The organism is Roseovarius litoreus, from assembly GCF_900142765.1.
Classification (GTDB): domain Bacteria; phylum Pseudomonadota; class Alphaproteobacteria; order Rhodobacterales; family Rhodobacteraceae; genus Roseovarius; species Roseovarius litoreus.
Genome location: NZ_FRCB01000001.1, coordinates 55,437 through 81,281, shown reverse-complemented (window position 1 = coordinate 81,281; position 25,845 = coordinate 55,437). Strand labels below are relative to the sequence as shown.

The window sequence follows — 25,845 nt, the reverse complement described above, 5'->3', positions numbered from 1 at the left end:
TCTGCCACTGGGAGACAATCGTTGAAAATCTAGGCAACATTTGGGCCAAAAAACCGTAATTATGCGATTTGAGAAGGCCAAAATAAAACCCGCCGAAGGGGCGGGTTTCAGGTGGTCCGGCAGTGACCGGACAGGGAGATTTACTCAGATCTGGCGGATCATTCGCCGACGATCTGTTCGTCGCCTGCCACCATGGACAGGTCTGTCGGGGGTTTGGCGCTGGCCACGTAGTCACGGTAGATGACCGACGCATAGCGGCCTTCGATGATGTCGGGGTGCGAGGCGACGAAGCCCGTGACTTCGGTCACCGTCCGACGGTTCCGGGGTTCTCGTCCTTCGGTCACGACAACAGGCTGCGTCTCGCCATAAGACACCACCGCTTCGAGGCGCGACCGGCTGATGCCATGGCTCGTGAGATAATTGACCACGGCATTGGCGCGGCGTTGCCCGAGATGCCGGTTGTAGCTTTCCGATCCGACCTTGTCGGTGTGACCATAAACGCGGAACCGGACCTCGGGGAATTGCTTGATCCAGCTTGCCTGTGCATTCAGCGTATTGCGCGCGGCGGCATCCAGATGCGCCGAGTCGAAGGCGAAATTGACGGTGCTGGGCACCTCGCTGGCAAAGCGGTTTGCCAAGTCCGAGACGTATCCTTTTTCGCCCGTCATGACGAGAATGTTGTTCATGTTGGCATTGCCGAACGACCCGCTGTCCACGACCGATCCTGCCTCGGAAAAGAAGGAACTCCGATAGTCGCCTTGCCCGGTGCAGGCCGCCATCGCGACCAGACTTGCAGTTGCGAGAAGATGTTTCATGGGCCCTTACCTTTCGCTCATTCCATCACGTAGCCGTAGGAGCCGGTGAAATCCTGTCTTGCGACTTCGCCGGCAGTGCCACTGGGAATGTTGCTGTTCAGTACGCGCCCATTGAGGAACAGATCCATTTCTGAGGGCAGTCTCACCCGGTCCGTGGGCAGGGCAAGAGCCTCGCCGCGGGTCGGTGTTACAAGATGCGCGCTTACGATGATGACCAGTTCGGTCTGTGCGCGCGCATAATCTGCGCTGCGGAAAAGAGCGCCGAGCACCGGCACATCACCAAGCCACGGCACTTGGGCATTCGTATCCCGGAAATCGTCCTGCAGCAGTCCCGCGATCGCAAAGCTTTCACCATCGCGCAACTGCACTGTCGTGGACGTATCGCGGCGACGGAAGGCGTCGACGTTGAATGCACCGGTGTTGATGCCGTTCGTCGGATCGATCGAGGATACGGCTGCGGCCATTTCAAGATTGATGATGTCGCCATCCACAACCCGCGGAATGAAGTTCAATTCAACGCCGAAGGGTTTGAATTCGATCGATGTCGTGTTGTTGTCCTGCGCGACGGGCACGGGATATTCGCCACCTGCGAGGAACTTGGCCTCCTGTCCCGACAGGGCTGTCAGGTTCGGTTCCGCGAGGGTGCGCACGACCCCTTTGGTTTCGAGCGCTTCGAGCAGGATGCCGATTTCGACCGACCCGATGTCAAAGCCGAAGAAGGCGGCACCGGCATTGTTGTTTGCGGTGATTCCAACCCGATTGGCGCCTGCTGACGGCAGGTTGCTGCCGGCAAGCGCGGCACCGTTTCCGGTGACCCCCAGAGCGTCGACCGCAAGCGATGTGGACAGCTGCTTGGACACGCTGCGCTGCATTTCCGCAAACCGTACCTTCAACATGACCTGTTGATTGCCCGCCACGACCATGAGGTTCGATACGCGATCCGGCGCATAGCGCTGCGCCAGAGACAGCGCACGCTCCATGCGCGCCGTGCTCGATACGCTGCCCGACAGGACAATGCCGTCATTGGCCGTGCGGACCTCGATCCGTTCGTTCGGAAGGATTTGCTGAAGCCGTTCCTTGAATTCCGAAACGTCCGTCGACACGTGGATTTCAACGTTGGTGATCAGGCGCCCGCTATCGTCCAGCAACGTCAGCGTGGTCCGCCCAGGTGCCTTGCCAAGCACGTAAATCGTTCTGTCGGACAAGGTCGAGAAATCCGCGATGGACGGGTTCGCGATGCTCAGTTCCGCGAATGGCACATCGCTTTCGACGACAACGGCCCGGTTCATCGTAACGTTGAGATCGCGCGCCGCACCGTTGCGGACAACCTGTAGGTTTTCTGCCTGAAGCTCGGTAACGAATCCACTGAATACCACTGCCAGCCCCAAAAGGGCGGCTTTGAATAAGCCTGCGTTTTTCATGTGACCTGCCTTTCCGATCACGCCTCATTGGTCGGGTCTTTGGTCGCCCGGTTTGGTTGTTACTCTGCGGTACTTCTTTCGAATTTTCAAGAATCAACGACTTTTTGTCGAATTTTCCCAAGAATGTGGCGCAAAAACAGCCACCCACCAAAACGGGCGCCCGTAACCCGGGCGCCCGATGATGTCTTGACTGTCTGGCCGTCAGTTCGTGCAGGGGATCTGGCTGACGATCACTTCCGCACCGCGGCGTGTCCGGATGGTGCACACCTCCTGGCGTTGCGGTGCCGGGGCCGCTTCGACCCGCGATAGACCCAACAGGCGGTTCTGGTCGACCTCGATCACTTCGGCCACGGATTCCTCGTCCGTGCCGACCAGCGACAGTGACAAGCGGCCAGTCGCCTGGGCCTGTGCCAGGGCGGCGACCTGCTGTGGTCTGGCCGCGACCGTGACGGTGCGGGCAATGATCGCCTGAGTGGTGTTCTCATCCGAGATCTGATCTACGGCAATCAGCTGAACGCCGGTTTCGATGAGTTTCGTGACATCGCCCATCGAATTACCCTCGGTCCGCACGTCGCTGCCGCCGCGCACCTGGCCTGTCCAATAGACATCGACCCGGTCGCCCGGGCGCAGAAAGCCGGACACTCCGCTGGCCACGTCGACCTTGATTGCGAAGGCGCGCATGCCTTGCGCCAACTGGGACGAAATGCCCGCATCCTCGCCCGGTGCGGTAACCTTGACCGCCATGATCGCCTCGTTGACTTCCATGGCGCGGCGCACAGCGCGCGGCTCCTGCTCACCCTTGGGAAACAGCGCGTCCATCGTCGTGAACACGCCCTCGGGAAGAGCGTCTTTGGGGAATTTCACCAGACGCACCGCGTCAGGCTTCAGCTTTTGCCCGTATTTCAGTGGTGTCTTCGCGACCAAAACCTCGACGGTTTCGATCTGAGGCGCGCGTTGTGCCCGTTCCAGCGCAAGCTGGTTCTGATATCCCTGGATATAGCTCTTGGCCATGTAAACGGCGAAGCCCGCCAGACCCAGACCCAGGACAAGCACCAGTCCAAATACCAATCTCATGGTCCGTCCTCTCGATAATTCCTATGTGCCGGAGCGATCCGATCGCCCGTCAATCCATCGCAATCTGGCGGTTTATTGTGGCGAAATGAGGGAAAGCCGGTGATCGTTTCTGGATCATGCACAACGCTCGGATGTGTTGCAGTCGCGTGTGACAGACCCTCGACACGGAAAAGGCCGACGCAACCCTGCATCAGCCCTTTGCTTTTGCCGGGGTCTTGTCGCCCGTGATGTCGATCACTCCAGATTGAGGCTCTGGATTTCCGCGGCATTCATCGTGCTTGCGACCCTGTTGCCTATGGAATTGTTCGCCGCCAGCAGGGTGGTTACGACACCGACGCCAAGGCCCACGACAGCCGCGGTGATGACGACCCAGTCAACCGTTACCGCGCCGTCCTCGTTACAGATGAATGTCTTCAGATACTCGTTCATGGCGCATTCCTTTTTCTTGGTGCGACTGCGTCGCTGCGCTGTATGCCTGCTCGTTCTTGTGTCTTGCGGCGTGAGGCAAACAGGATCGCCGCCCCCAAAAAAATCTGGCCGCAAAGCGGTCTTGCGGCCAGATTTTGTGTCATCCGATAGTCGCTCGAGCGAATGTCTTATTCTTCGCCGCCACCGCCGCCGCCGGTGCCGGTCGACTGACCCAGGGTGCCGAGGCTGACCACGTTGGCGCCGCTCAGTTCGGTGCTCACGCTGCCGGCCAGGCCATCAACGCCGCCTTTGACGGTTGCCACACCGGCCACGCCAAGGCCCACGACTGCTGCGGTCAGAACGACCCAGTCAACTGTCACGGCGCCGTCTTCTTCTTTCAGGAATTGCTTGATGAACTTATTCATTGTTGGTCCCTCCATAGGATCACTGTCTCAGGTTTAACCGTTTGAGCATGTCCGGGCCGCCTCTCTCTTTGGCCCATCACTCTTGCGGTATGACGCTATAAAGCCCATCAATTCAGGCAGGAATTTGGCGCGATTAGAACGTTTTTCGAGACCGCCGGAGTTTTTTGGGCTTTGGCGTTTAATGGTCTGATTTGGAAGGAAAATTTTATCTGTTTCTTGGAATTTTGGCGTGAATTTTACGGCTTTTGCACCTCTGCGTCCGGTGCGCCGTTTCCGTAAATCACACAATTATGGAAAATCACCCATTCTTTTGCGATACTGCGCGAAACAGAACATTCAGAGCAGATCGAAATCATGAAATGTGTTGGAATCGTCGCCTTGGGCTTTGCCCTTTGGTTGCCGGGCCTGTCCCATGCCGGCGATCCGCCGCCATTCCCCGACTTCACCTTCAAGATGGGCAAGCCGCCGTCGCCGGACACAGCGAGACGCATCACCGTGCAGATCGAACCTCAGCCCGAAGCGCCCGCCGCCGCCCTCGATCAGACCGCACCCTCCGATGACGGTGCTGCACCGCCTGTGTCTCGGTATGGCTGGTTCTGGGACAAGGTCTCGCCCGAGATCGGCGTGGATGGCGTGGCCCGGCTGCGCGATGCCTTCGTCATGCTGTCAGACGGGCCGGGGGGCGCTTCGGTCTCCGGGCCGCGCCTGCAGACGGTGCAGGATATCGCGGCAGCCCAAGGGCCGCATGTTCTGCGTGCCACGATCGGAACACAGGTGTCACCGGCACTGGTTCTGGCGGTCATCGCGGTAGAGTCCGGCGGCAAGCCGACCGCGGAAAGCCCGAAAGGCGCGCAGGGCCTGATGCAGCTGATGCCCGACACGGCCCGGCGCTTCGGTGTGACCGACAGTCTTTCTCAGGCCGAGAACATCCGTGGCGGTGTCGCCTATCTCGATTGGCTTTTGACGGAATTTCAGGGCGACGCGGTGCTGGCTCTTGCCGGCTATAACGCCGGCGAAAACGCCGTCAAGAAACACAACGGCGTTCCTCCCTTCGCCGAAACCCGTGATTACGTGCCCAAAGTCCTGGCCGCATTCGAGGTGGCCAGAGCCCTGTGCAAGACCAGCCCCGAGCTTATCAGCGATGGTTGCGCGCTGGACCTTGCGCTGAACTGATCGCGCAAGGCCAGCGCCGCCAAACTGTCAGACGATGGTCGCTTCGGTGGCGGCGCGCAACTCGTCCTCGGTCACGCCCGGCGCGCATTCGACGATCTTCAGACCACCCTCGACCACGTCCAGCACGCCGAGATTGGTGATGATGCGGTTGACCACCCCGGTTCCGGTGAGCGGCAGGGTGCATGCTTTCAACACCTTGCTTTCACCATGCTTGTTGGTGTGGTCCATGACCACAACCACGCGGCCGACGCCCGCGACGAGGTCCATGGCGCCGCCCATGCCCTTGACCAGCTTGCCGGGGATCATCCAGTTCGCCAGATCACCGTTTTCGGCCACTTCCATCGCGCCGAGGATCGCCATGGCGATCTTGCCGCCACGGATCATGCCGAAACTGGTGGCGCTGTCGAAATAGGATGTGTGCGGCAATTCGGTGATTGTCTGCTTGCCGGCATTGATCAGATCGGGGTCGACCTCGTCCTCGGTCGGAAAAGGGCCCATGCCCAGCATCCCGTTTTCGGACTGAAGCGTCACATGCACGCCTTCGGGAATGAAGTTCGGAACAAGCGTCGGAATGCCGATCCCGAGGTTCACATAGGTGCCGTCTTGCAGTTCCTGCGCCGCGCGGGCGGCCATTTCATTGCGGTCCCAAGCCATTGTGGTGCTCCTTTGAAGGTGAGGTGTTCCGGCTTTGCGGCGCAAGGCCCAGCCAGTGTTGCGCATAGGCGCTGAAATGCTCGAAGCCGTAATCGGCGTTCATATGGGTGAAATCCGCCGCTGTCGGTGTTTGTCCCTCGGGCAGGGCTGCCGCGCGCGCGTAAGCGGCCGGACTGCGCCCGGGCGCTGCGACAAGTGAGGCGGGTTGCGGCATCAGCCCGTATTTCAGCCGCGACATATGCCAAATCACGGCATCCAGCCAGATTGCGGTCAGTCGCTCGGCGTCGGGATGATCCAGCCAGCCGCCCTGTTCGCGGGCCCATCGAGGCATGTCCAGCGTGGGAAAAGGTCTGGGCGCCACGACACAGCGCGGATCTTCATGCAGAAAACGCGCCAGCTTGCGGCAATAGCGCTCGACACGGAAATTCGTGTATTCCGACACCAGCGGCAGCGACACGCTGCGCGCGTGCCCCTGTGGGGCAAGACCCAGAACGTCGAAATCCTGCACCAGACTGTCCAGCCCTTCGCGCCCGAAGCCTTGCCCGACCATCAGGATATGATCCATTTTGCTCAGGTCGATCCGGTCCGGCAGCCCACCTGCCGGACGCTCTTGCGCGCTGAGCACCCCGTCGTCATCAAGCGAACAGGACGAAAAGCTGTGGCGCGGCAGCGCGAAAAACGACAGTTCCACCGTGGGAAAAGCCGCCTCGATCGCGGCTTGGGCCTGCAGATAGGCGCCGACATGGGAATTTCCTATGATCGCCACGCGCATCATTTCCGGAATGCCTCGAGCAGGATCTCTTCGCAGATGGTCTCTTCGTCGCTCGCGATGCTCGAGAGGGGCGGGGAGGCCTCTTGCAGGGGTCCGCCCGCGTCATCGCCCAAGGCAAGCCCGAAGGCTTTGAGCACAAGTTGCACGCCCTTCTCGGTGGGCTGGCGGCCATGTTCGTCGAAATACGGCCCGCCCGCGATTGCGGTGGTGATGATCTCATAGGCGGGGAAATAATCGAAATCTCCGTCGTTCATGCATAATTCGCCACAGGCCGCGCGCAGGACGGATTTGGAATAGCACGAGGCCGGTCCGACATGCCCACCGCTGGCCGTTGCGACCAGCGGCACCGGCGAGACCGTCAGCAGGAACCGGGCCTGCAGGCCATGTGCGGCCAAGAGGTCGCGCGTTGCACGCAGATCTTCGATCACCTCGGCATGGGTGAAATTATGCAAAAACACGCGCTCTGGATCATGGCGTCCCGCGATCGTTCCCGGCGCGGTGGGCAGTGCAAGCCCGGTCTCCCGGTCGATCCAGCACTCCGTCAGGCCAAGCGTCAGCACGATGCATGCGGCCTGCTCCAGAACCTCGCGCAGGGCGCGCATATGCTCGGCGCGGGCCTGTCTGACCTGCTCCGGTGTTTCCAGCCCCTCGGGTTCGACTGCGGGCCGAAGGGCGTCGAAATACCGGTTGTCCTTCTCCCAGATCAGCGTTGGAGGCGGCCCGTCCGACAAGGCATGCTCGACCAATTGGCGGAATTGGCGCGCGGTGTAGACATTGCCATAGCGCGCGGAAAACAGGTTGTATCCGTATCTGTGGCACAAACGGTTCGGCAGATGGGTCGACATGTCTTCGCCCTGCAGCACGGCCCATCCGCCACGCAACAGCGCGCGGTGGAGATGCTGTGCAAAGCAGCTTCCGGCGGTCATCAGCGGCGTCGCACGGTCCATCCCCAGCTTGGGTGACCAAAGCTGGGCCAAAGCGGCATCGTCATCGCGCCCGACGCTGGCCCGCCAGAATGCCCGGTCCTCAAGGTTTTGATAGGGCGATATCATCCCACGGTCCCGGCTCAGGCCGCGCGCGTCGTGCGCTTCTCGATGCGTTTCTCGTGCTTGCCTTCGATCAGGCGGTGAACATAGATGCCGGGCAGGTGGATGTGATCGGGGTCCAGCGTTCCCGGCTCGACGATCTCTTCCACTTCCATCACGCAGATCTTGCCGCACATCGCCGCCGGCGGATTGAAATTGCGCGAGGTCTTGCGGAAAATCGCATTGCCCGTGGTGTCGGCCTTCCATGCCTTGACGATCGACAGATCCGCAAAGATGCCGCGTTCGAGAATATAGGTCTCGCCGTCGAACTCCTTGTGTTCCTTGCCTTCGGCGATTTGCGTGCCGACGCCGGTCTTGGTGTAGAAGCCCGGAATGCCCGCGCCGCCGGCGCGCATCCGCTCGGCGAGCGTGCCTTGCGGGTTGAATTCCAGCTCCAGTTCACCGGACAGGTATTGCTGCATGAAGGTGTCGTTCTCACCCACATAAGAGCTGAGCATTTTCTTGACCTGACGGGTCTGCAGCAGGATGCCGATGCCGAAATCGTCCACACCCGCATTGTTCGACGCGAAGGTCAGGTTCTTGACGCCGCTGTCCTTGATCGCCTGCAGCAGCAGTTCGGGAATGCCGCACAGGCCGAAACCGCCCGCCGCAATCAGCATGTCGTCACGCAGAATACCATCCAGTGCTTCGGCTGCGCTGCCATAGACCTTGTTCATCAGGACGTCCTCCTCGAAAACCCGTGTTGGCCCCGGTATGCGGTCAGGGGCGGGTCAAAGTCAACGACCAGCCCGCCGCATCGAGGCGCTCTAGGGATTACTACGTAGGAGGCCCTATTTCTTGGCGGCGGCCTTCTTGCGGGCGGGCGCTTTCTTGCCCTTGCCGCTTTTGGCGGATTTCTCGGCGATCAGCTGCAGGGCCATGTCGAGGGTGACATCCTGCGGCTCGGTGCCCTTGGGCAGGGTGGCGTTGATCTTTTCCCATTTCACATAGGGGCCATAGCGGCCGTCCATGATGTTGATGGCCCCACCGCTTTCGGGATGTTCCCCCAATTCCTTGATCGGCTTGGCCGCGGCGCGGCCCTGTCCGCGCGAGGCGGCTTTCTTGGCCAGCTCCTCGACGGCGCGGTTCATGCCGATGGTGAACACGTCATCGGGATCCTTGAGATTGGCGTAGAGCTTGCCATGCTTCACGAAGGGTCCGTAGCGGCCGATACCCGCCTCGACCATCTCGCCGTCTTCGGGGTGCGGCCCGATCTCGCGCGGGAGGTTCAGCAGCATCAGCGCCTTTTCCAGGTCCATGTCATCCGGCCTCCAGCCTTTGGGCAGGCTGGCGCGCGGCGGTTTCTTGTTCTCCTCGGTGGCCTCGCCGCGTTGCACATAGGGGCCGAACCGGCCTGAGCGCAGCGAAATCTCGTCGCCCTGATCCTCGCCCAGAACCCGGTCGCCGCCTTCTGCACCCTCACCGCCGATGGGGCGCGTGTATCGGCATTCGGGATAACGCGAACAGCCAACGAAGCCGCCGGTACGCGACGTCTTCAGATGCAGGCTGCCTTCGCCACAGACAGGGCAGCTGCGCGGATCGCTGCCATCCTCGCGCGGCGGATACAGTTGGGGCGCCAGCGCCTCGTCCAGCACATCCAGAACCTCGGTGATACGCAATTCCGAAGTTTCCGAGATCGCCGCCGAGAAATCGCGCCAGAACCGGTTGAGCACCTGCTTGTAGTCCAGATCGCCGGCGCTGACCTTGTCCAGCTCGTCCTCGAGATTGGCGGTAAACTCGTAGCCCACGTATTTGCGGAAGAAATTGAGCAGGAAGATCGTGACGATGCGGCCCTTGTCCTCGGGGATGAGGCGGTTCTTGTCCTTGCGGACATATTCGCGGTCCTGGATCGTGGTCACGATGCTGGCATAGGTCGAGGGGCGGCCGATGCCCAGCTCTTCCATCTTCTTGACCAGCGTCGCCTCGGTATAGCGGGGCGGGGGCTGGGTGAAATGCTGCTCGGGCGAGACGCTGCGCTTTTCGGTCTTGTCGCCTTCGGTGATCTGCGGCAGGCGATTGTCGTCGTCATCCCCGGCCTGATCGTCGCGGCCTTCCTCGTAGATCTTGAGAAAACCATCAAACAGCACGACCTGTCCGGTGGCGCGCAGACCGACCTGACCATCCCGGCTGCCGATCTCGACGGTGGTGCGTTCCAGACGGGCGCTTTCCATCTGGCAGGCCAGCGTGCGTTTCCAGATCAGGTCATAGAGCTTGCGTTGATCGGCGTCGGTGGTCTTGATGGCCGAAGCATCGCGCGTCATCTCGGTGGGGCGGATGCATTCATGCGCTTCCTGCGCGTTCTTGGCCTTGTTCTTGTACATGCGCGGGCTCGAGGGCACGTATTCGGCGCCATAAAGCTCCTTGATGGCGTCGCGGGCGGCGTGCACCGCCTCGGGCGCCATGTCGATCCCGTCGGTTCGCATATAGGTGATGTAGCCGGCCTCATAGAGGCGCTGTGCGGCGCTCATGGTCTGGCGCGCGCCCATGCCGAACTTGCGGCTGGCTTCCTGCTGGAGGGTCGATGTCATGAAGGGCGGCGAGGGATTGCGCGAGGCGGGCTTGGCCTCGACCGAGGTAACGGTCAGATCGCGCGAGGTGATCGCCTGCACGGCCATTTCGGCCTGGGTCGCGTTCTCGATATCGTAGCGGTCGAGCTTCTTGCCCGCCAGCGAGGTCAGCCGCGCCTCGAAATCCTGACCGCGCGGCGTGGACAGCAGCGCCTTGACCGACCAGTATTCGCGGGGCTTGAAGGCCTCGATCTCCATTTCACGCTCGACGATCAGGCGCAGGCAAACCGACTGCACGCGTCCCGCCGATCTGGCGCCGGGCAGCTTGCGCCACAGCACCGGGCTGAGGTTGAAGCCCACGAGGTAATCCAGAGCGCGGCGAGCGAGATAGGCCTCGACCAGATCACCGTCGATCTCGCGCGGGTTTTTCATGGCCTCGGTCACGGCGGTCTTGGTGATCGCGTTGAACACCACGCGGCTGACGGCGGTGGTCTTGCCGATGGCCTTGCGCTTGCGCAGGGCTTCTTCGAGGTGCCAGCTGATTGCCTCGCCTTCGCGGTCGGGGTCGGTCGCGAGGATCAGCGTGTCGTCATCCTTGAGCGCGTCGGCGATGGCCTTGACATGCTTGCGGGAGTCGACGCCGATCTCCCATTTCATGTCGAAATCATGTTCGGGATCGACCGAACCGTCCTTGGGAGGAAGGTCGCGCACGTGACCGTAAGACGCCAGAACCGTGTAGTCGGATCCCAGATACTTGTTGATTGTCTTGGCCTTGGCCGGGGATTCGACGACAACGACTGGCATGAATACTCCTTGCGACTTGAGTCGGGACTTATGGCGGCGGACCATGTGGGCTGGCAAGAGCATTTGTCAATGCGCCCTGTCGGAGCAGGCTGACAGTGCCGGGATCGGGCGGCTCGAGAGGCTTGGTGCCTTGGCTGATGCGGGAGTTGGGGCTGTCAGACCAGTGACAGAAGGCCGCCGGGCTGGCGCCGGATACGGCCATCAAGCTCGAGATCGGTGAGCGCGGGCGTGACCTGACCGGCAGGCGCGCCGAGATCGCGGATCAGCTGATCTTCGGCGAGCGGCGAGGGGCCGAGCCGCGACAGGATCCGGCTGTGCAGGGCCGCGATGTCCTGCAGGCTGCGGCGGTCCGGCGGGGGCGGTGCCGGCTGGGGTTCCCCCTGCTTTTGCAGGGGTTTGTCGGGGGTCTGGACTGCGGGCAGTGCATCGATCACGTCGTCGGCCTTGCGCACGAGGGTGGCGCCGTCGCGGATCAGCATGTTGCACCCGGCGGCACGGGCATCGAAGGGATGGCCCGGCACGGCAAGCACCTCCCGCCCCTGATCCAGAGCGCTGCGCGCGGTGATGAGAGAGCCGGATTTGGCTGCTGCCTCGACCACGATGATGGCTTGGGCTATTCCGCTTATGATCCTGTTTCGCCTTGGAAAATGCCGCGCCTGTGGGATCAGGCCCATGGGTTGTTCCGACAGGCGTAGCCCTGATCTGGTGATGTCGTCGGCCAGTCGGGCATTTTCGGCGGGATAAGGGACATCGACGCCGCCCGCCATGATCGCGACCGTCCCCGTCTCGAGGCTGGCCAGATGCGCGGCGGTGTCGATTCCGCGGGCGAGGCCCGAGGCGATGACATGCCCGCGCGCCCCGAGATCGGCGGCAAGCGCGCGCGCCATACGCAGCCCCAAAGACGAGGCATTGCGCGCGCCCACAAGGGCCAGCATCGGCGTGGGACGGGTCAGAACCGCCGGATCGCCCACCGCCCAAAGGACCGGGGGCGCGTCGGAAATCTGTTGCAGCAAAAGGGGATAGTCGGGATCGCCGAGGCAGATCATCCGGGCGTTCGCGGCACGGGCGGCCTTGAGTTCGGCCAGCACGACGCCTTCGGGGCAGGGGCTGTAATCCGCAACCCCGGCGGCGGCGGCGACATCGGGCAGGGCGACAAGCGCCGCCTGCGCCGAGCCGTGTTCGGCCAGAAGCCGGTAGAAGGTGGAGGGGCCGACCCGTCTGGAGCGCAAGAGGCGAAGCCACGATACCCGATCATCTTCCGTGGTGGGTGGGAGTGGGGGGTGAGTGGAAGAAGGATGGGTATCCTCGGACATCGCGGCCTCGCCAACTTGCCTGACCGTTATCGGCGAGGTTGGTTAACGACGGGTAAATTCAGGAGGGGTGAGTCGCGCATTTTTCCCAAAAATCAGCCAAGATATTGATCTGGAACGTTAATTAATTTCGACACGCCGTTGGCCCGCCTGTCGGTATCGCGTCGGTATGACGTCGGTATCGCGTCGGTGCGGATGTCGGCAGGGGCAGGCAGGCGCCCAATCGTGACCAGAGCGCGCGTTGCGTGGGCCAAGATGTGCCCGAATGACTGGCGCGAGACGCCTGCCAGACGCGCAAGCCCGTTCGAACGGGCTTGCGCCCCGCGCCGCCGGTGGCAAATGAGGTCAGCCCGCCGCCGACCCGCCGATCGTCAGTCCGCCGATCATCACCGTGGGCTGGCCCACGCCGACGGGGACCCATTGGCCCGCCTTGCCGCAATTTCCCATGCCGGGATCGAGCGCCATGTCGTTGCCAAGGGCGCGGATATGCTGCAACGCCGTGGCCCCGTCACCGATCAGCGTGGCCCCCTTGACCGGCGCGCCCACCTTGCCGTCTTTCACGCGATACGCCTCGGTGCAGGAGAACACGAATTTGCCATTGGTGATGTCGACCTGCCCGCCGCCGAAGCCCACGGCATAGATCCCGTCCTTCAGATCGGCCACGATATCGGCCGGATCCGCATCGCCGCCCAGCATGTAGGTGTTGGTCATCCGGGGCATCGGCGCATGGGCATAGCTTTCGCGGCGCCCGTTGCCGGTGGGATCGACCCCCATCAGCCGGGCATTCTGGCGGTCCTGCATGAAGCCCACGAGGATGCCATCCTCGATCAGCACGTTGCGGGCGCTGGGCGTGCCTTCGTCATCCACCGTGATCGATCCGCGCCGGTCGGGCATGGTGCCGTCATCCAGCACCGTCACGCCGGGAGCGGCGATGCGCTGCCCCATGAGACCGGCGAAGGCCGAGCTGCCCTTGCGGTTGAAATCGCCCTCGAGCCCGTGGCCGATCGCCTCGTGCAGCAGGATGCCGGGCCAGCCGGGGCCAAGCACCACGTCCATCACGCCCGCCGGGGCAGGCTCGGCGCGCAGGTTGACCAATGCGACGCGCAGCGCCTCGCGGGTCTTGGCCTGCCAGTCGGCGGGGTCGATCAACCCATCGAGGCCAAGCCGGCCGCCACCGCCTGCAGTGCCGGATTCGCGACGGCCATCCTGTTCGACGATCACCGACACGTTGAGCCGCGTCATCGGGCGCGAATCGCTGACCTCGGTGCCACAGGGGCGCAGGATGACCACCTGCTGATGCGAAGCGGCGAGGGTGGCCGTCACCTGCACCACGCGCGGGTCGAGATCGCGGGCGAAGGCGTCGATCTCGCGCAGGGTCTCGAGCTTGACGGGAAAGCTGGCTCCGGCGATCGGATCGGCATCGGTATATAGATGCCGGTTGGTGCGCGGCGGCGGCGCGGCCATCGTTCCGCCACCATCGCCCACCGCAAGCCGCGCGGTGTCGACCGCACGGGTCAGGGCGGCTTCGGAGATATCCGAGGAATGGGCATATCCCGAGACCTCGCCGCGCACGGCGCGCAGGCCAAAGCCCTGTGCGGCATCGAAAGACGCCGTCTTGACGCGGCCATCATCGAACACCAGCGCCTCGGAGTGGCGCCGCTCGAGGAACAGCTCGCCGTCATCGGCGCCGGCGGTCGCCTCTTGCAGGCGGCGCAGCGCCGTATCGCGGTCCAGAAGCGTGTCGAAGGGGCGAAAGGCGGTATCGGTCATGCGGGTCATCCTGTTTGAGGCGGCTGTCATGCGGCGATTTTATTTGATCTGAATCAAAAAAGCGTCTGTTTGCCGCAACGGTCTTTCTTGTCGTCTGTGGCAGAATATGGTTTCTAGCGTCGACGAAACAACGGGATTCCGCGGTATGCGGTATTTCGACGGGAACAAAACAACTACCGCTTCAACCGATCTAAGGTGCAATATGCGACGATTCCTCAGCCTTCTGGCAGCTTTGGCCGCCGTCTCCGCCATGCCCGCGCGCGCGCAGGACGGGCTTGAAATTATCGGTGCTCCCAAACCGGGCGGCATCGGCTTTCAGCCAGCCGCCACGGAGCTGGCGCGCGATCTGCAGTGGCTGGACGGCATGATCCTGGTGATCATCACGATCATCACGATCTTTGTCTGTGCGCTGCTGGCGATCGTCATCGTGCGCTACAACCGCAAGGCCAACCCGAACCCGGCCAGCTTTACCCACAACTCGCCGCTGGAAGTCGCGTGGACGGTGGTGCCGATCGTGATCCTTGTCTTCATCGGGGCGTTCTCGCTGCCGGTGCTGTTCAAGCAGCAGGAAATTCCCGAGGCGGATATCAATATCAAGGTGACCGGCTACCAGTGGTACTGGGGCTATGAATATACCGATCACGAGTTCGCCTTCGACAGCTTCATGCTGGCGCGCGACGAGCTCGAGGAATACGGCTACAGCCAGGATGAATACCTGCTGGCCACCAACACCGCCGTGGTCGTGCCCGTGGGCAAGACCGTCGTGATGCAGGTGACCGCCGCAGACGTGATCCACAGCTGGACGATCCCCGCCTTCGGCGTGAAGCAGGATGCGGTGCCGGGCCGTCTGGCGGAACTGTGGTTCAACGCCGAGAAGGAAGGCATCTATTTCGGTCAGTGCAGCGAATTGTGCGGCAAGGACCACGCCTATATGCCGATCACCGTCAAGGTCGTGAGCGAGGAAGCCTATGAGATGTGGCTGAACGGCGCGATCGAGGAATATGCCGGCAAGCCGCGCGACCTGAAGGTGGCTTCGGCGCAGTGATCGACCTGTGACACTTGCGGTGGGCGCGGTGACCGTGCCCGCCGACCCCCTGCGACGGGTGCCCGCCAGCGCACCGCAGACGGAGACGTGAATGACCGACGCGAGCCTCAATACAGCATCGACCCAGACCGGCGAAGCGGGTTTCGGCGATTACTTCGCCCTGCTCAAGCCGCGGGTGATGACGCTTGTGGTGTTCACCGCCCTGGTGGGCCTGCTGGCGGCGCCGGTGTCGGTGCATCCGGTGGTGGGCTTTGCGGCGATCCTGTTCATCGCCGTGGGCGGCGGTGCCTCGGGCGCGCTCAACATGTGGTGGGATGCCGATATCGACGCGGTGATGAAGCGCACCGCGCGCCGGCCGATCCCGTCCGGCAAGGTCACCGGGGACGAGGCCTTTGCCATCGGCATGACGCTGTCGGCCTTTGCGGTGGTGTTCCTGGCGCTGGCCACCAATTGGGTGGCGGCGGGGCTGCTGGCCTTCACCATCTTCTTCTATGTCGTGATCTACTCCATGTGGCTCAAGCGGTGGACGCCGCAGAACATCGTGATCGGCGGGGCGGCTGGCGCGTTCCCTCCGATGATCGGCTGGGCCGCCGCGACCGGAACGGTCAGCATCGAATCGGTGCTGATGTTCGCGCTGATCTTCATGTGGACGCCGCCGCATTTCTGGGCGCTGGCGCTGTTCATGCGCTCGGATTACGACGAGGCCGGGGTGCCGATGCTGACCGTGACGCATGGTCGCCGGGCCACCCGCGTGCATATCCTTGTCTACACGATCCTGCTGGCGGCGCTGGCCATCGGCACAGGGTTCACCGCCGTGGGCGGGCCGATCTATCTGGCGGTCGCGGTGGTGCTGAACGTGATGTTCCTGATCGGTGCGGTGCGCATCTGGCGGCGCGACGAGGTGATGTCCGAGGCTGACAATTACGCCGTCGAAAAGAAGGTGTTCCGCCTGTCGCTCTATTACCTCTTCGCGCATTTCGGGGCGATCGCGCTCGAGGCGGGGCTGGCGCCCTTCGGCTTCGGGGGCTGGTGATGAGCTTTCGGCAGGAACACGAACTGCACAAGCGCCGTTTCGGCCGGAACCTTGGCCTTGGGGTCATTCTGGCGGGGCTGGTGGCTTTGGTGTTCGGGCTGACCGTGGTCAAGGTCAGCAATGACGATTTCTCGGTGGAAACGCAGGCGAGCGGAGGGCAGAACTGATGGCGTTGAGCGGTAAATCACGGACTGTTTTGCAATTGGTCGGCGTGGTCGTCTTCATGGGCGGTCTGGGCTGGGCGTCGGTGCCGCTTTACGACTGGTTCTGCCGCGTGACCGGCTATGGCGGGTCGACCAATGTATCGGCCACCGGATCGGACGAGATCCTTGACCGGACCATCAAGATCCGCTTCGACGCCAGCAAGGAGCGCGATTTCCCGTGGGAATTCCGCCCCATGCAGCGCGAGATGGAGGTGCGGATCGGCGAGACGGGTCTGGCCTTCTACGAGGCGTACAACCCGACGGACAAGCCGATTGCGGGCCAGTCGAGCTATAACGTGACGCCGTTCGAGGCGGGGCTGTTCTTTACCAAGATCGACTGCTTCTGCTTTCAGGAGCAGGTATTGCAGCCCGGCGAACGCGTCGAGATGCCGGTCACTTTCTTCGTCGACCCCGATCTGGTCAATGACCGCGACGCCAAGCTGACCCATACCATTACCCTGTCCTATACGTTCTACCAGATCGACATGCCCGAAGAGCATGCGGCGGTTGAAACGGACAGCGAAACCACCAACAAACAGAACTAAGCCTTCACGAGGGATTGCGACCAAGATGGCACACGAAAAGAACCACGATTACCACATTCTGAACCCCTCAATCTGGCCGTTCCTCGGCTCTCTAGCGGGGTTCGTCATGCTGTTCGGCGCCGTGCTGTGGATGTCGCCGCAGGCGTCCAACAATCAGCCCTGGGTCTTCCTGATCGGCCTTGTCGGCGTGCTTTATGTCATGTTCGGCTGGTGGTCGGACACGGTGGCGGAAAACCAGGCGGGGGATCACACCCCGGTCGTGCGGATCGGCCTGCGCTATGGCTTCATCATGTTCATCATGTCCGAAGTCATGTTCTTCGCCGCATGGTTCTGGAGCTTCTTCAAGCACGCCATGTATCCGATGGGGCCCGAAAGCCCGGCGGTCGACGGTCAGTGGCCCCCTGCGGGCATCGAGACATTCGATCCCTGGCACCTGCCGCTGATCAACACGCTGATCCTGCTGTGCTCGGGTGCGGCGGCGACATGGGCGCATCACGCGCTGGTCCATGAGAACAACCGCAAGGACATCAAGCAGGGTCTGGCCATCGCCATCGCGCTTGGCTTCATCTTCACCCTGTTCCAGATCTACGAATATACCCATGCAGGCTTCGGCTTCTCGGGGAACATCTATGGCGCCAACTTCTTCATGGCGACCGGGTTCCACGGCGCGCATGTGGTGATCGGCACGATCTTCCTGTTCGTCTGCCTGATGCGGACGATGCGCGGCCATTTCACCCCCGAAAACCATATCGGGTTCGAGGCGGCTGCATGGTACTGGCACTTCGTGGACGTGGTGTGGCTGTTCCTGTTCGCCGCGATCTACGTCTGGGGCGCCTGACCTACGAAACGCACGAGGCTTGCGCGGGGGCGGTTGCATTTCCGTCCCCGAGGCGCAAGAAAGCAAAGCGCGCGGGCTATCGCGCGCTTTTCCTTTTGAACGGAGCCAAGGCTTGGCACGACTTCTCTTCATCCTGATCTTCGGCGGAACCGGCATCGCCATTCTGGTCAGTCTGGGCACCTGGCAGATGGAGCGCCTGGCCTGGAAGGAAGGGATTCTGGCCGAGATCGAAACCAAGATCACCGCCGATCCCGTGGACCTGCCGGCGTCCGCCGATCCCGAGGCAGACAAGTATCTGCCGGTGCGCATCAGTGGCGAGATCGGCGAGCGCGCCTTGCGGGTGCTGGTCAGCCAGAAGCAGATCGGCGCGGGCTACAGGGTGATTTCGGCGCTCGACACAGGCGAGCGGCGGCTGTTGGTCGATCGCGGCTTCGTCCGGGTGAGCGAGGATATTCCCGCCCCGCCCGAGGGCGAGGTGACGATCACCGGCAACCTGCATTGGCCTGATGACCGCAACGATTCGACGCCTGAAAACGATGTGGCGGACAACACATGGTTCGCCCGCGATCTGGATCAGATGGCGCGCGAGCTGGACACCGAACCGCTTCTGGTGGTGGCGCGCGAGACGTCGTTTTCCGATGCTCCGGTGACGCCGCTCCCGGTGGACACGGCAAGCATTCCGAACGATCACTTCGAATATGCGATGACATGGTTCTCGCTGGCCGCGATCTGGGCCGCGATGACCGCTTACTTTCTTTGGCGCACGCGCAAGACAGCGAAAGGCGACACGGCATGAAATACATCTCGACCCGGGGCGCCGCCCCCGTTCTGAGCTTCGAAGAGGCGATGCTGACCGGGCTGGCGCGTGATGGCGGGCTTTATCTGCCGCAGAGCATCCCGCATATGAGCTTTGCCGAGATCGCCGCGCTGGATGGTCAGAGCTATGAAGAGGTGGCGTTTCGCGTGATGCGTCCGTTCATCGGCGACGCCTTCACCGATGACGAATTCCGCGAGATCATCGCCCGGGCCTATGCGGGCTTCGGTCATGTGGCGCGCGCGCCGCTCAAGCAATTGGACAGCGCGCATTTCCTGCTCGAGCTGTTCCACGGCCCGACGCTGGCGTTCAAGGATTTCGCCATGCAGCTTATCGGGCAGATGTTCGAGGCTTCGCTCAAGCGCAGCGGGCGGCGGGTCTGCATCGTGGGCGCCACCAGCGGCGACACGGGATCCGCCGCGATCGAGGCGTTCCGGGGTCTGGATGCGGTCGATGTGTTCATCCTCTATCCGCATGGGCGCGTGTCCGAGGTGCAGCGCCGCCAGATGACCACGCCCACCGAATCGAATGTGCACGCGCTGGCCATCGACGGGCATTTCGACGATGCGCAGGCGCGCGTGAAGGATATGTTCAACGATTTCGAGTTCCGCGATGCGGTGGGGCTTGCCGGCGTCAACTCGATCAACTGGGCGCGGGTGCTGGCGCAGGTGGTCTATTACTTCACGTCCGCGGTGAGCCTTGGCGCGCCGCATCGCGCCGTCAGTTTCACCGTGCCCACGGGCAATTTCGGCGATGTGTTCGCGGGCTATGTCGCGCGGCGCATGGGCCTGCCGATCGACCGGCTGGTGGTGGCCACCAATCAGAACGACATCCTGCATCGCTGCCTGAGCGGGGGGGCGTATGTGCCCGATGGGGTGATCCCGTCGATCAGCCCGTCGATGGACATTCAGGTGAGTTCCAACTTTGAACGCGCGCTGTTCTATGCGTATGGCGAGGATGGCGCGGCGGTGGCGCAGCTGATGGACGAGCTGAAAGCCGGAGGCTTCCACGTGAGCCAGGGCGCCTTGGAGGCGCTGCGCGAGGCGTTCGCCTCGGGGCGCTGCGACGAGGAGGAAACCCGCGCCACGATCCTGCAGACATGGGCCGGCACGGGCGAGCTGTTGTGCCCGCACAGCGCTGTGGGCGTCAAGGTGGCCGAAGAGATGCGCCGCCCGGATGTGCCGATGGTCACGCTGGCCACGGCCCATCCCGCCAAGTTCCCCGCCGCCGTCGAAGAGGCGTCGGGCGTGCATCCCCCCTTGCCCGAGCGCATGTCGGACCTGTATGAGCGGTCCGAACGCGTGACCCGGGTCGCCAACGACCTTGCCGCGATCGAAACACTCATCAAGGAACGGACCGCGCATTGACCGTCAACCTGACCACTCTGGACAATGGATTTCGCATCGTCACCGAGGCGATGCCCGGCCTGCAATCGGCGGCCATCGGCATCTGGGTGAATGCAGGCGCGCGCCATGAGCGCGCCGAACAGAACGGCATCGCCCATTTCCTTGAACATATGGCCTTCAAGGGCACCAAGACCCGCAGCGCGCTGGCCATCGCCGAGGCGATCGAGGATGTGGGCGGCTATATCAACGCTTATACCAGCCGCGAGGTCACGGCCTATTACGCGCGCGTGTTGAAGGACGATGTGCCGCTGGCGCTGGACGTGGTGGCCGATATCCTGCGCAACCCGCTGTTCGAGGGCCGCGAGATCGAGGTCGAGCGCGGCGTGATCCTGCAGGAGATCGGTCAGGCGCTGGATACGCCCGACGACATCATCTTCGACTGGCTGCAGGAAAAGGCCTATCCCGATCATCCGCTCGGCCGCACGATCCTTGGCCCCGAAGAGCGAGTGGGCGCGTTTTCGCGCGCCGATCTGACGGGCTTTGTGGACGAGCATTACGGTCCGGGGCAGATGGTTCTGGCCGCCGCCGGTGCGGTGGATCATCACGCGATCGTGCGCGATGCCGAAAAGCTCTTTGGCGACATGATGCCCAAGGCGCCCTATACCCCGGATGCCGCGCGCTTTTCGGGCGGTGAAAGCCGGCGGGTCAAGACGCTGGAACAGGCGCATTTCGCGCTGGCCTTCGAGGCGCCGGATTATGCGCATCCCGATATCTTCACCGCGCAGATCTATGCCTCGGCGCTTGGCGGGTCGATGTCGTCGCGGCTGTTTCAGGAAATCCGCGAACAGCGCGGGCTGTGCTACACGATCTTCGCGCAGGCGGGCGCCTATTCGGATACCGGGATGCTGACGATCTATGCGGGCACCTCGGCTGCCGAAATGGCCAATCTGGCGGAAATCACCGTGGACGAGATGAAGCGCGCTGCAGAGGATTTCACATCCGAAGAGATCGAGCGCGCGCGCGCGCAGATGAAAGCCGGGCTTCTGATGGGGCTGGAAAGCCCCTCGAACCGGGCCGAGCGTCTGGCGCGCATGTTGCAGATCTGGGGCCGTGTGCCCGATCTGCCCGAGGTGGTCGAGCGCATCGACGCGGTCACGCTGCAGGATGTGCGACGCCTTGCGCAAACCACGATTTCGGACGCGCCGGTGGCCATGGCGCTTTACGGTCCGGTCGAGGCAGCCCCGAGCCTTGAGGCGCTTCAGGACAGGCGCGCCGCCTGATGTTCCTGCCACGCCGGAAAGTCAGGATCGAGACCGAGCGTCTGACCCTGCGCCAGCCGGTGCTGACCGATTACCGGGACTGGTCCGAGCTGCGCGAACAAAGTGCCGACTTCCTGATCCCGTGGGAGCCGACATGGGCCGAGGATCACCTTGCACGCAAGGCGTTTTCCAACCGCGTCTACTGGGCGCAGCGGTCCATCTCGCAAGGCACGGCGCTGCCGCTGTTTCTCATTCGGCGCGAAGACAACACCATGGTGGGCGCGATCACGCTGGACAATATCCGGCGCGGGCCGGCGCAGGCGGGCACGCTGGGATACTGGATCGGCGAGGCCCATGCGCGGCAAGGCTATATGCGCGAGGCGATCCTCGGGGTGGTGCATCACGCCTTCGACCGGCTGGATCTGAGCCGGATCGAAGCCGCGTGCCTGCCCGAAAATCAGCCATCGCGCGGGTTGCTGGAAAAATGCGGCTTCAAATACGAAGGCGTCGCGCAAAGCTATCTGCAGATCAACGGGCGCTGGCGGACGCATGTGCTTTATGCGTCGCTGCGCCGTGACCGGCGGGGCCGCACGGAAACCGGCTGAGACCGGACGCGTGGCGCTCATGCAAAGCCGGGGCTGACGCGGGGCGATTCCGTGCTACCTTTCGTTGCGTAAACGGAGGGTGCTTCCATGATCCGACTTTTGTTTGCTCTTGTCCTGTCCCTTGCGGGCGCGACCACCATGACCCATGCGCAGGCGCGCCAGCCCAGCCATTGCATTGCCATCGCGCAAAACACGCCGGGTATCGAATATCTGCACAAGGCCAGTTTCCGCGCGCCGGTGCCCGAATTCTCGGCCCGGCTTCGCTATATCGCCCATGCCTCGTTCCTGATCCAGACCGAGGACGGGTTGTCGGCGGTCACCGATTTCACCGGCTTTGTCGGCAATGTGGATTTCATCCCCGACGTGGTGACGATGAACCACGCCCATTCGACCCATTGGACCCCGAACCCCGATCCGGCGATCCCGCATGTGCTGCCCGGCTGGGGCGAGGAGTTCGGCGCGGGGATCGAGCATTATCTCGATCTGGGCGGCATGGTGGTGCGCAATGTCTCGACCGATATCCGAAGCTGGGATGGCGGGGTCGAGCCGAAGGGCAATTCGATCTTCGTCTTCGAGGTGGCGGGCCTGTGCATCGGCCATCTGGGGCACCTGCATCAGGAGCCGAGCGACGAGCAATATGCCGCTCTTGGCCGGATGGATGTGGTGATGGCGCCGGTGGATGGCGGCTTTACCCTGCCGCTCGAGAACATGATCAACGTGCTCAACCGGATGAAGGCGCGGATCGTGATCCCGATGCATTGGTTCGCCGATGGCTCTCTGGGGCGGTTCCTCGCCGGGATGGAGGGTGAGTTCGACATCGTGGAAACCGGCGGCAGCGAGATCACCGTGTCGCTGCGCGATCTGCCGGACCGGCCCACGATCATGGTGCTGCGCCCGTCGTATCTGCGCGAGGACGAGTAGCACGGGTGCGATGGGGGCTGGACCATTCCGACCGGCATGATAGCTAATCGGCATGGCTTTGAACCCTGTCACACCCGACATCATCGCGCGCTTGCAGGGCGCGCTTCCCGCGTCCGCCTTCCGCGAGGCGGCGCCGCATTACCTTGAAGAGCCGCGTGGCCGTTGGGCCGGGCAGGCGGGGGTGATCGTGGCCCCCGAAACCGTCGAGCAGGTCTCGGCCGTGATCCGCGCGGCGGCACATGACCGCGTGCCGGTGCTGCCTTATGGCGGGGGGACCGGGCTGGTCGGGGGACAGATCAGCGCCGAGGGCACCGCCCCGATCCTGCTCAGCCTCGAGCGGATGCGCGCGATCCGGGGTCTTTATCCCGAAGAGAACCTGATGATCGTCGAGGCCGGTGCGATCCTGTCGGATGTGCATGACGCGGCGCTTGGCGCGGACCGGCTTTACCCGCTCAGCATCGCCTCGAAGGGCAGCGCGCGGATCGGCGGGTTGCTGGCCACCAATGCGGGTGGGGTCAACGTGCTGCGCTACGGCAATGCGCGCGAGCTTTGCGTGGGGCTGGAGGCGGTGTTGCCCGATGGCCAGATCTGGCACGGGCTCAAGCGGTTGCGCAAGGACAACACCGGCTATGACCTGCGGGATTTGCTGATCGGCTCGGAAGGGACGTTGGGGGTGATCACGGCAGCCACGCTGCGGCTGGCGCCGCGCCCTGCGGGCGAGGGGACGGCGCTGATGGTGGTCGACAGCCCCACCGCCGCACTCGCGCTTTTGTCGATGGCGCGCGATCACATGGGCGAGGGGGTCAGCGCCTTCGAGCTGATGCACCGTGCCGGGCTGGAATTTCTGGCCGAAACGCTGCCCGATATCCGCCAGCCCTTTGCTGATCCGCCGGAATGGTTCGTGCTGATCGATGTGGGTCTGGCGCGCGGGCTGGATCCGGCAACGGCGCTTGAGACACTCTTTGCCGAGGCGTTCGAGGCCGGTCTGGTCAGCGACGGGATGATCGCCAGTTCCGAGGCGCAGCGCCATGACTTCTGGGAGGTGCGCGAACAGATCCCCGAGGCAAACCGTCGCATCGGTTCGGTCAGTTCGCACGACATCTCGTTGCCGCTTGGCGCGATCCCCGATTTCATCGCGCGCGCGCCGGATGTCATCGCGCGGATCGGCGCGTTCCGGATCAATTGTTTCGGCCATCTGGGCGATGGGAACCTGCATTACAACGTGTTCCCGATGCCGGGCCGCAGCCGCCATGACCATATGGATGAACGCTCTGCGATCAAGCAGGCGGTGCATGATCTGGTGGACGAGATGGGCGGATCGGTCAGCGCCGAACACGGGATCGGCCGGCTCAAGGTGGCGGATCTCGAGCGCTATGGCGATCCTGCCAAGCTGTCGGCGATGCGCGCGATCAAGGCAGCCCTCGATCCCTTCGGCATCATGAATCCCGGCGCGGTGCTGCGGGCCGAGGCCATATAATTCCCGCAACAGCCATGGCCCGCCTAATAGGGTCGGGCTTTGCGCCGTTATCTCCCGGACAAGTGCAATCTGGAGGGAGACGACGAATGTTCGATCGGGATTTCGACCTGGACGTGCAGGCCGAGGGTGAGACCGGCGGCGAAGCGATGGATCTTTCATCAGTATCCGATATCGCGCGTCGTATCGGTGATCTGGCGGTGTCCATCGCCGCGGCTTCGGGCGATGTGCAGGATGTATCAGAGCTGGCGGTGCGCCAGCGCGACGGCTTTCTGGTCATCAAGGACCGGATGCGCGACATGGCCACGCATGGCTTGCAGGTGCGCGACGCCGCCGCGTCGGCGCTGGAACAGTCCGGGGCTGCCGAGGAACGCATCGGCCTGACCAGTGCGCATCTGGCGCAGATGGTCGTGCAGGTGGCTAATCTGACCGAGCAGGTCGCGGTGATCAGCGAGCGGCTGACGCGGGTGGCCGAAACGGTCAAGAGCGTCACCAAGGTGTCGCAGCACGTGGCGGGGATCGCACGTCACACCAACCTTCTGTCGCTCAATGCGGCGGTCGAGGCGGCGCGCGCCGGGGAATATGGCCGGGGCTTTGCCGTGGTGGCAGGCGAGGTCAAGAACCTCTCCACACAGGCCAGCTCGGCCACCGCCGAGATCACCAGCACGGTCGACAAACTGGCCGAGGAGCTGAATTCCCTGATCGGTCAGGTCACCGATGCGGGTGGCCTTGCCGACAAGATCCGTGACGTGACCGGCGCGGTCGAGGACGACGTTCACGCGCTGCCCGAAACCTTCGCGACCGTCCGTCGGGCACAGGAAGAGATCGTTGCGGCCTCCAAGAGCATCGAAAGCTCGATCATTGACACCCAGCAGCAGGTCGAGACCCTGACCGACACGGTCGAGCAATCCACACTCAGCCTTTCGACGGCGTCGGACAAGCTGCAGGATATCACCAACGATTCCGAAACGATCACCGCGATTTCCGCCCGTCTTGGGGTTCACACCGTGGACACGCCCTATATCAAGGCGGTCAGCAAGGCGGCAGCCGATATCTCGCGCGCGTTCGAAGAGGCGGTGACGCGCGGCGCCATATCGGTGCATGATCTGTTCGACGAGTCCTATGTCGGGGTTCCCGGCACGGACCCGCAACAGCACATGACCCGCTTTGTCACCTTCACCGACCGTGTGTTGCCCGGGATACAGGAGCCGATGCTGAATTTCTCGGATCGGGTCGTGTTCTGTGCCGCGACAGACCGCAACGGCTATATCGCCACCCATAATCTCAAGTTCAGCCGCCCGCAGGAAGCGGGGGCCGTCGAGTGGAACGCCAAGAACGCCCGCAACCGGCGCATCTTCAATGACCGTGTCGGGCTGCGTGCGGGGCAAAGCCAGCGGCCCTTCCTGGTGCAGGCCTATCGCCGCGACATGGGCGGTGGCGAATACCGCATGATGAAGGATGTCTCGGCCCCGATCACGGTCAATGGCCGCCATTGGGGCGGGTTGCGGCTGGCCTATCTGGTGGGCTGAGAAAAAGCACGGGGC

Annotated in this window: 25 protein-coding genes; 13 read left to right on the top strand and 12 right to left on the bottom strand. The window is 63.1% G+C overall.

The window, feature by feature from the left end; genetic code table 11:
* Positions 1 to 158 precede the first annotated feature (158 nt).
* The 5 genes from F3H35_RS00385 to F3H35_RS00365 form a co-directional block, all read right to left on the bottom strand.
* Positions 159 to 815 (bottom strand): OmpA family protein, encoded by a 657-nt coding sequence (locus F3H35_RS00385; protein ID WP_149777699.1) that lies wholly within the window; start codon positions 813 to 815, stop codon positions 159 to 161.
* Between the two features lie 17 nt (positions 816 to 832).
* Positions 833 to 2,236 carry a type II and III secretion system protein family protein gene (locus F3H35_RS00380; RefSeq protein WP_149777698.1) on the bottom strand — a complete coding sequence of 468 codons (1,404 nt, stop codon included), beginning with the start codon at positions 2,234 to 2,236 and terminating at the stop codon, positions 833 to 835.
* A gap of 201 nt (positions 2,237 to 2,437) precedes the next feature.
* Positions 2,438 to 3,310: a Flp pilus assembly protein CpaB gene (gene cpaB / locus F3H35_RS00375; RefSeq protein ID WP_149777697.1), complete on the bottom strand. Its 873-nt coding sequence runs from the start codon at positions 3,308 to 3,310 to the stop codon at positions 2,438 to 2,440.
* A 234-nt stretch (positions 3,311 to 3,544) separates the two neighbouring features.
* Complete coding sequence (locus F3H35_RS00370; RefSeq protein WP_007816795.1) at positions 3,545 to 3,739, bottom strand: hypothetical protein; 195 nt, start codon at positions 3,737 to 3,739, stop codon at positions 3,545 to 3,547.
* A gap of 167 nt (positions 3,740 to 3,906) precedes the next feature.
* Positions 3,907 to 4,143, bottom strand: a complete 237-nt coding sequence (locus F3H35_RS00365; RefSeq protein WP_149777696.1) for a Flp family type IVb pilin — start codon at positions 4,141 to 4,143, stop codon at positions 3,907 to 3,909.
* A 354-nt stretch (positions 4,144 to 4,497) separates the two neighbouring features.
* Here F3H35_RS00365 and F3H35_RS00360 point away from each other — a divergent pair, with 354 nt between their 5' ends.
* Entirely contained in the window at positions 4,498 to 5,316 is an 819-nt protein-coding gene (locus tag F3H35_RS00360) for a lytic transglycosylase domain-containing protein (RefSeq protein ID WP_149777695.1), read from the top strand.
* A 27-nt stretch (positions 5,317 to 5,343) separates the two neighbouring features.
* Here the strand turns inward: F3H35_RS00360 and F3H35_RS00355 are convergent, their stop codons facing one another.
* From F3H35_RS00355 to tldD, 7 genes are all read right to left on the bottom strand, one after another.
* Positions 5,344 to 5,970: a 3-oxoacid CoA-transferase subunit B gene (locus F3H35_RS00355; RefSeq protein WP_149777694.1), complete on the bottom strand. Its 627-nt coding sequence runs from the start codon at positions 5,968 to 5,970 to the stop codon at positions 5,344 to 5,346.
* Positions 5,951 to 6,736, bottom strand: coding sequence for a hypothetical protein (locus F3H35_RS00350; RefSeq protein ID WP_149777693.1), 786 nt, complete (start codon positions 6,734 to 6,736; stop codon positions 5,951 to 5,953). The genes F3H35_RS00355 and F3H35_RS00350 overlap by 20 nt, the downstream gene beginning before the upstream one ends.
* Positions 6,737 to 6,741: 5 nt before the next feature.
* Positions 6,742 to 7,794, bottom strand: a complete 1,053-nt coding sequence (locus F3H35_RS00345; RefSeq protein WP_149777692.1) for a GSCFA domain-containing protein — start codon at positions 7,792 to 7,794, stop codon at positions 6,742 to 6,744.
* 14 nt (positions 7,795 to 7,808) lie between these two features.
* Positions 7,809 to 8,504 (bottom strand): CoA transferase subunit A, encoded by a 696-nt coding sequence (locus F3H35_RS00340; protein WP_149777691.1) that lies wholly within the window; start codon positions 8,502 to 8,504, stop codon positions 7,809 to 7,811.
* 114 nt (positions 8,505 to 8,618) lie between these two features.
* A complete protein-coding gene (gene topA, locus F3H35_RS00335) occupies positions 8,619 to 11,138 on the bottom strand; it encodes a type I DNA topoisomerase (RefSeq protein ID WP_149777690.1) in 2,520 nt (839 codons plus the stop codon).
* 155 nt (positions 11,139 to 11,293) lie between these two features.
* Positions 11,294 to 12,451 carry a DNA-processing protein DprA gene (dprA, locus tag F3H35_RS00330; RefSeq protein ID WP_188129822.1) on the bottom strand — a complete coding sequence of 386 codons (1,158 nt, stop codon included), beginning with the start codon at positions 12,449 to 12,451 and terminating at the stop codon, positions 11,294 to 11,296.
* A gap of 342 nt (positions 12,452 to 12,793) precedes the next feature.
* Positions 12,794 to 14,218, bottom strand: coding sequence for a metalloprotease TldD (tldD, locus tag F3H35_RS00325; RefSeq protein WP_149777688.1), 1,425 nt, complete (start codon positions 14,216 to 14,218; stop codon positions 12,794 to 12,796).
* A 202-nt stretch (positions 14,219 to 14,420) separates the two neighbouring features.
* Here tldD and coxB point away from each other — a divergent pair, with 202 nt between their 5' ends.
* The 12 genes from coxB (at position 14,421) to F3H35_RS00270 (ending at position 25,830) form a co-directional block, all read left to right on the top strand.
* On the top strand, positions 14,421 to 15,263 hold the full coding sequence (coxB, locus tag F3H35_RS00320) for a cytochrome c oxidase subunit II (protein WP_149777687.1): 843 nt from the start codon (positions 14,421 to 14,423) through the stop codon (positions 15,261 to 15,263).
* A 91-nt stretch (positions 15,264 to 15,354) separates the two neighbouring features.
* Positions 15,355 to 16,296 (top strand): heme o synthase, encoded by a 942-nt coding sequence (gene cyoE / locus F3H35_RS00315; RefSeq protein WP_149777686.1) that lies wholly within the window; start codon positions 15,355 to 15,357, stop codon positions 16,294 to 16,296.
* Positions 16,296 to 16,463, top strand: coding sequence for a hypothetical protein (locus tag F3H35_RS18730; protein ID WP_007816819.1), 168 nt, complete (start codon positions 16,296 to 16,298; stop codon positions 16,461 to 16,463). Before cyoE ends, F3H35_RS18730 begins: the two co-directional genes overlap by 1 nt.
* Positions 16,463 to 17,044, top strand: a complete 582-nt coding sequence (locus tag F3H35_RS00310; RefSeq protein WP_149777685.1) for a cytochrome c oxidase assembly protein — start codon at positions 16,463 to 16,465, stop codon at positions 17,042 to 17,044. Before F3H35_RS18730 ends, F3H35_RS00310 begins: the two co-directional genes overlap by 1 nt.
* 25 nt (positions 17,045 to 17,069) lie before the next feature.
* The gene (locus F3H35_RS00305) at positions 17,070 to 17,882 is read left to right on the top strand and encodes a cytochrome c oxidase subunit 3 (RefSeq protein WP_149777684.1); all 813 of its coding nucleotides are present in this window, start codon (positions 17,070 to 17,072) and stop codon (positions 17,880 to 17,882) included.
* 112 nt (positions 17,883 to 17,994) lie between these two features.
* Positions 17,995 to 18,678: an SURF1 family protein gene (locus F3H35_RS00300; RefSeq protein ID WP_149777683.1), complete on the top strand. Its 684-nt coding sequence runs from the start codon at positions 17,995 to 17,997 to the stop codon at positions 18,676 to 18,678.
* Complete coding sequence (thrC, locus tag F3H35_RS00295) at positions 18,675 to 20,063, top strand: threonine synthase (RefSeq protein WP_149777682.1); 1,389 nt, start codon at positions 18,675 to 18,677, stop codon at positions 20,061 to 20,063. The genes F3H35_RS00300 and thrC overlap by 4 nt, the downstream gene beginning before the upstream one ends.
* Positions 20,060 to 21,322: a M16 family metallopeptidase gene (locus tag F3H35_RS00290; protein ID WP_149777681.1), complete on the top strand. Its 1,263-nt coding sequence runs from the start codon at positions 20,060 to 20,062 to the stop codon at positions 21,320 to 21,322. The genes thrC and F3H35_RS00290 overlap by 4 nt, the downstream gene beginning before the upstream one ends.
* Entirely contained in the window at positions 21,322 to 21,906 is a 585-nt protein-coding gene (locus F3H35_RS00285; protein WP_149777680.1) for a GNAT family N-acetyltransferase, read from the top strand. The genes F3H35_RS00290 and F3H35_RS00285 overlap by 1 nt, the downstream gene beginning before the upstream one ends.
* Positions 21,907 to 21,993: 87 nt before the next feature.
* Positions 21,994 to 22,827: an MBL fold metallo-hydrolase gene (locus F3H35_RS00280; protein WP_149777679.1), complete on the top strand. Its 834-nt coding sequence runs from the start codon at positions 21,994 to 21,996 to the stop codon at positions 22,825 to 22,827.
* A gap of 52 nt (positions 22,828 to 22,879) precedes the next feature.
* Complete coding sequence (locus tag F3H35_RS00275) at positions 22,880 to 24,304, top strand: FAD-binding oxidoreductase (protein ID WP_149777678.1); 1,425 nt, start codon at positions 22,880 to 22,882, stop codon at positions 24,302 to 24,304.
* Positions 24,305 to 24,390: 86 nt separating this feature from the next.
* On the top strand, positions 24,391 to 25,830 hold the full coding sequence (locus tag F3H35_RS00270; protein ID WP_188129821.1) for a methyl-accepting chemotaxis protein: 1,440 nt from the start codon (positions 24,391 to 24,393) through the stop codon (positions 25,828 to 25,830).
* The last annotated feature ends 15 nt before the right edge of the window (positions 25,831 to 25,845 follow it).

Bases quoted from the DNA above. Each gene is read 5' to 3' on its own strand.
- F3H35_RS00385 (WP_149777699.1), bottom strand. From the start codon at position 815: ATGAAACATCTTCTCGCAACTGCAAGTCTGGTCGCGATGGCGGCCTGC.
- F3H35_RS00380 (WP_149777698.1), bottom strand. From the start codon at position 2,236: ATGAAAAACGCAGGCTTATTCAAAGCCGCCCTTTTGGGGCTGGCAGTG.
- cpaB (WP_149777697.1), bottom strand. From the start codon at position 3,310: ATGAGATTGGTATTTGGACTGGTGCTTGTCCTGGGTCTGGGTCTGGCG.
- F3H35_RS00370 (WP_007816795.1), bottom strand. From the start codon at position 3,739: ATGAACGAGTATCTGAAGACATTCATCTGTAACGAGGACGGCGCGGTA.
- F3H35_RS00365 (WP_149777696.1), bottom strand. From the start codon at position 4,143: ATGAATAAGTTCATCAAGCAATTCCTGAAAGAAGAAGACGGCGCCGTG.
- F3H35_RS00360 (WP_149777695.1), top strand. From the start codon at position 4,498: ATGAAATGTGTTGGAATCGTCGCCTTGGGCTTTGCCCTTTGGTTGCCG.
- F3H35_RS00355 (WP_149777694.1), bottom strand. From the start codon at position 5,970: ATGGCTTGGGACCGCAATGAAATGGCCGCCCGCGCGGCGCAGGAACTG.
- F3H35_RS00345 (WP_149777692.1), bottom strand. From the start codon at position 7,794: ATGATATCGCCCTATCAAAACCTTGAGGACCGGGCATTCTGGCGGGCC.
- F3H35_RS00340 (WP_149777691.1), bottom strand. From the start codon at position 8,504: ATGAACAAGGTCTATGGCAGCGCAGCCGAAGCACTGGATGGTATTCTG.
- topA (WP_149777690.1), bottom strand. From the start codon at position 11,138: ATGCCAGTCGTTGTCGTCGAATCCCCGGCCAAGGCCAAGACAATCAAC.
- dprA (WP_188129822.1), bottom strand. From the start codon at position 12,451: ATGTCCGAGGATACCCATCCTTCTTCCACTCACCCCCCACTCCCACCC.
- tldD (WP_149777688.1), bottom strand. From the start codon at position 14,218: ATGACCGATACCGCCTTTCGCCCCTTCGACACGCTTCTGGACCGCGAT.
- coxB (WP_149777687.1), top strand. From the start codon at position 14,421: ATGCGACGATTCCTCAGCCTTCTGGCAGCTTTGGCCGCCGTCTCCGCC.
- cyoE (WP_149777686.1), top strand. From the start codon at position 15,355: ATGACCGACGCGAGCCTCAATACAGCATCGACCCAGACCGGCGAAGCG.
- F3H35_RS18730 (WP_007816819.1), top strand. From the start codon at position 16,296: ATGAGCTTTCGGCAGGAACACGAACTGCACAAGCGCCGTTTCGGCCGG.
- F3H35_RS00310 (WP_149777685.1), top strand. From the start codon at position 16,463: ATGGCGTTGAGCGGTAAATCACGGACTGTTTTGCAATTGGTCGGCGTG.
- F3H35_RS00305 (WP_149777684.1), top strand. From the start codon at position 17,070: ATGGCACACGAAAAGAACCACGATTACCACATTCTGAACCCCTCAATC.
- thrC (WP_149777682.1), top strand. From the start codon at position 18,675: ATGAAATACATCTCGACCCGGGGCGCCGCCCCCGTTCTGAGCTTCGAA.
- F3H35_RS00285 (WP_149777680.1), top strand. From the start codon at position 21,322: ATGTTCCTGCCACGCCGGAAAGTCAGGATCGAGACCGAGCGTCTGACC.
- F3H35_RS00280 (WP_149777679.1), top strand. From the start codon at position 21,994: ATGATCCGACTTTTGTTTGCTCTTGTCCTGTCCCTTGCGGGCGCGACC.
- F3H35_RS00275 (WP_149777678.1), top strand. From the start codon at position 22,880: ATGGCTTTGAACCCTGTCACACCCGACATCATCGCGCGCTTGCAGGGC.
- F3H35_RS00270 (WP_188129821.1), top strand. From the start codon at position 24,391: ATGTTCGATCGGGATTTCGACCTGGACGTGCAGGCCGAGGGTGAGACC.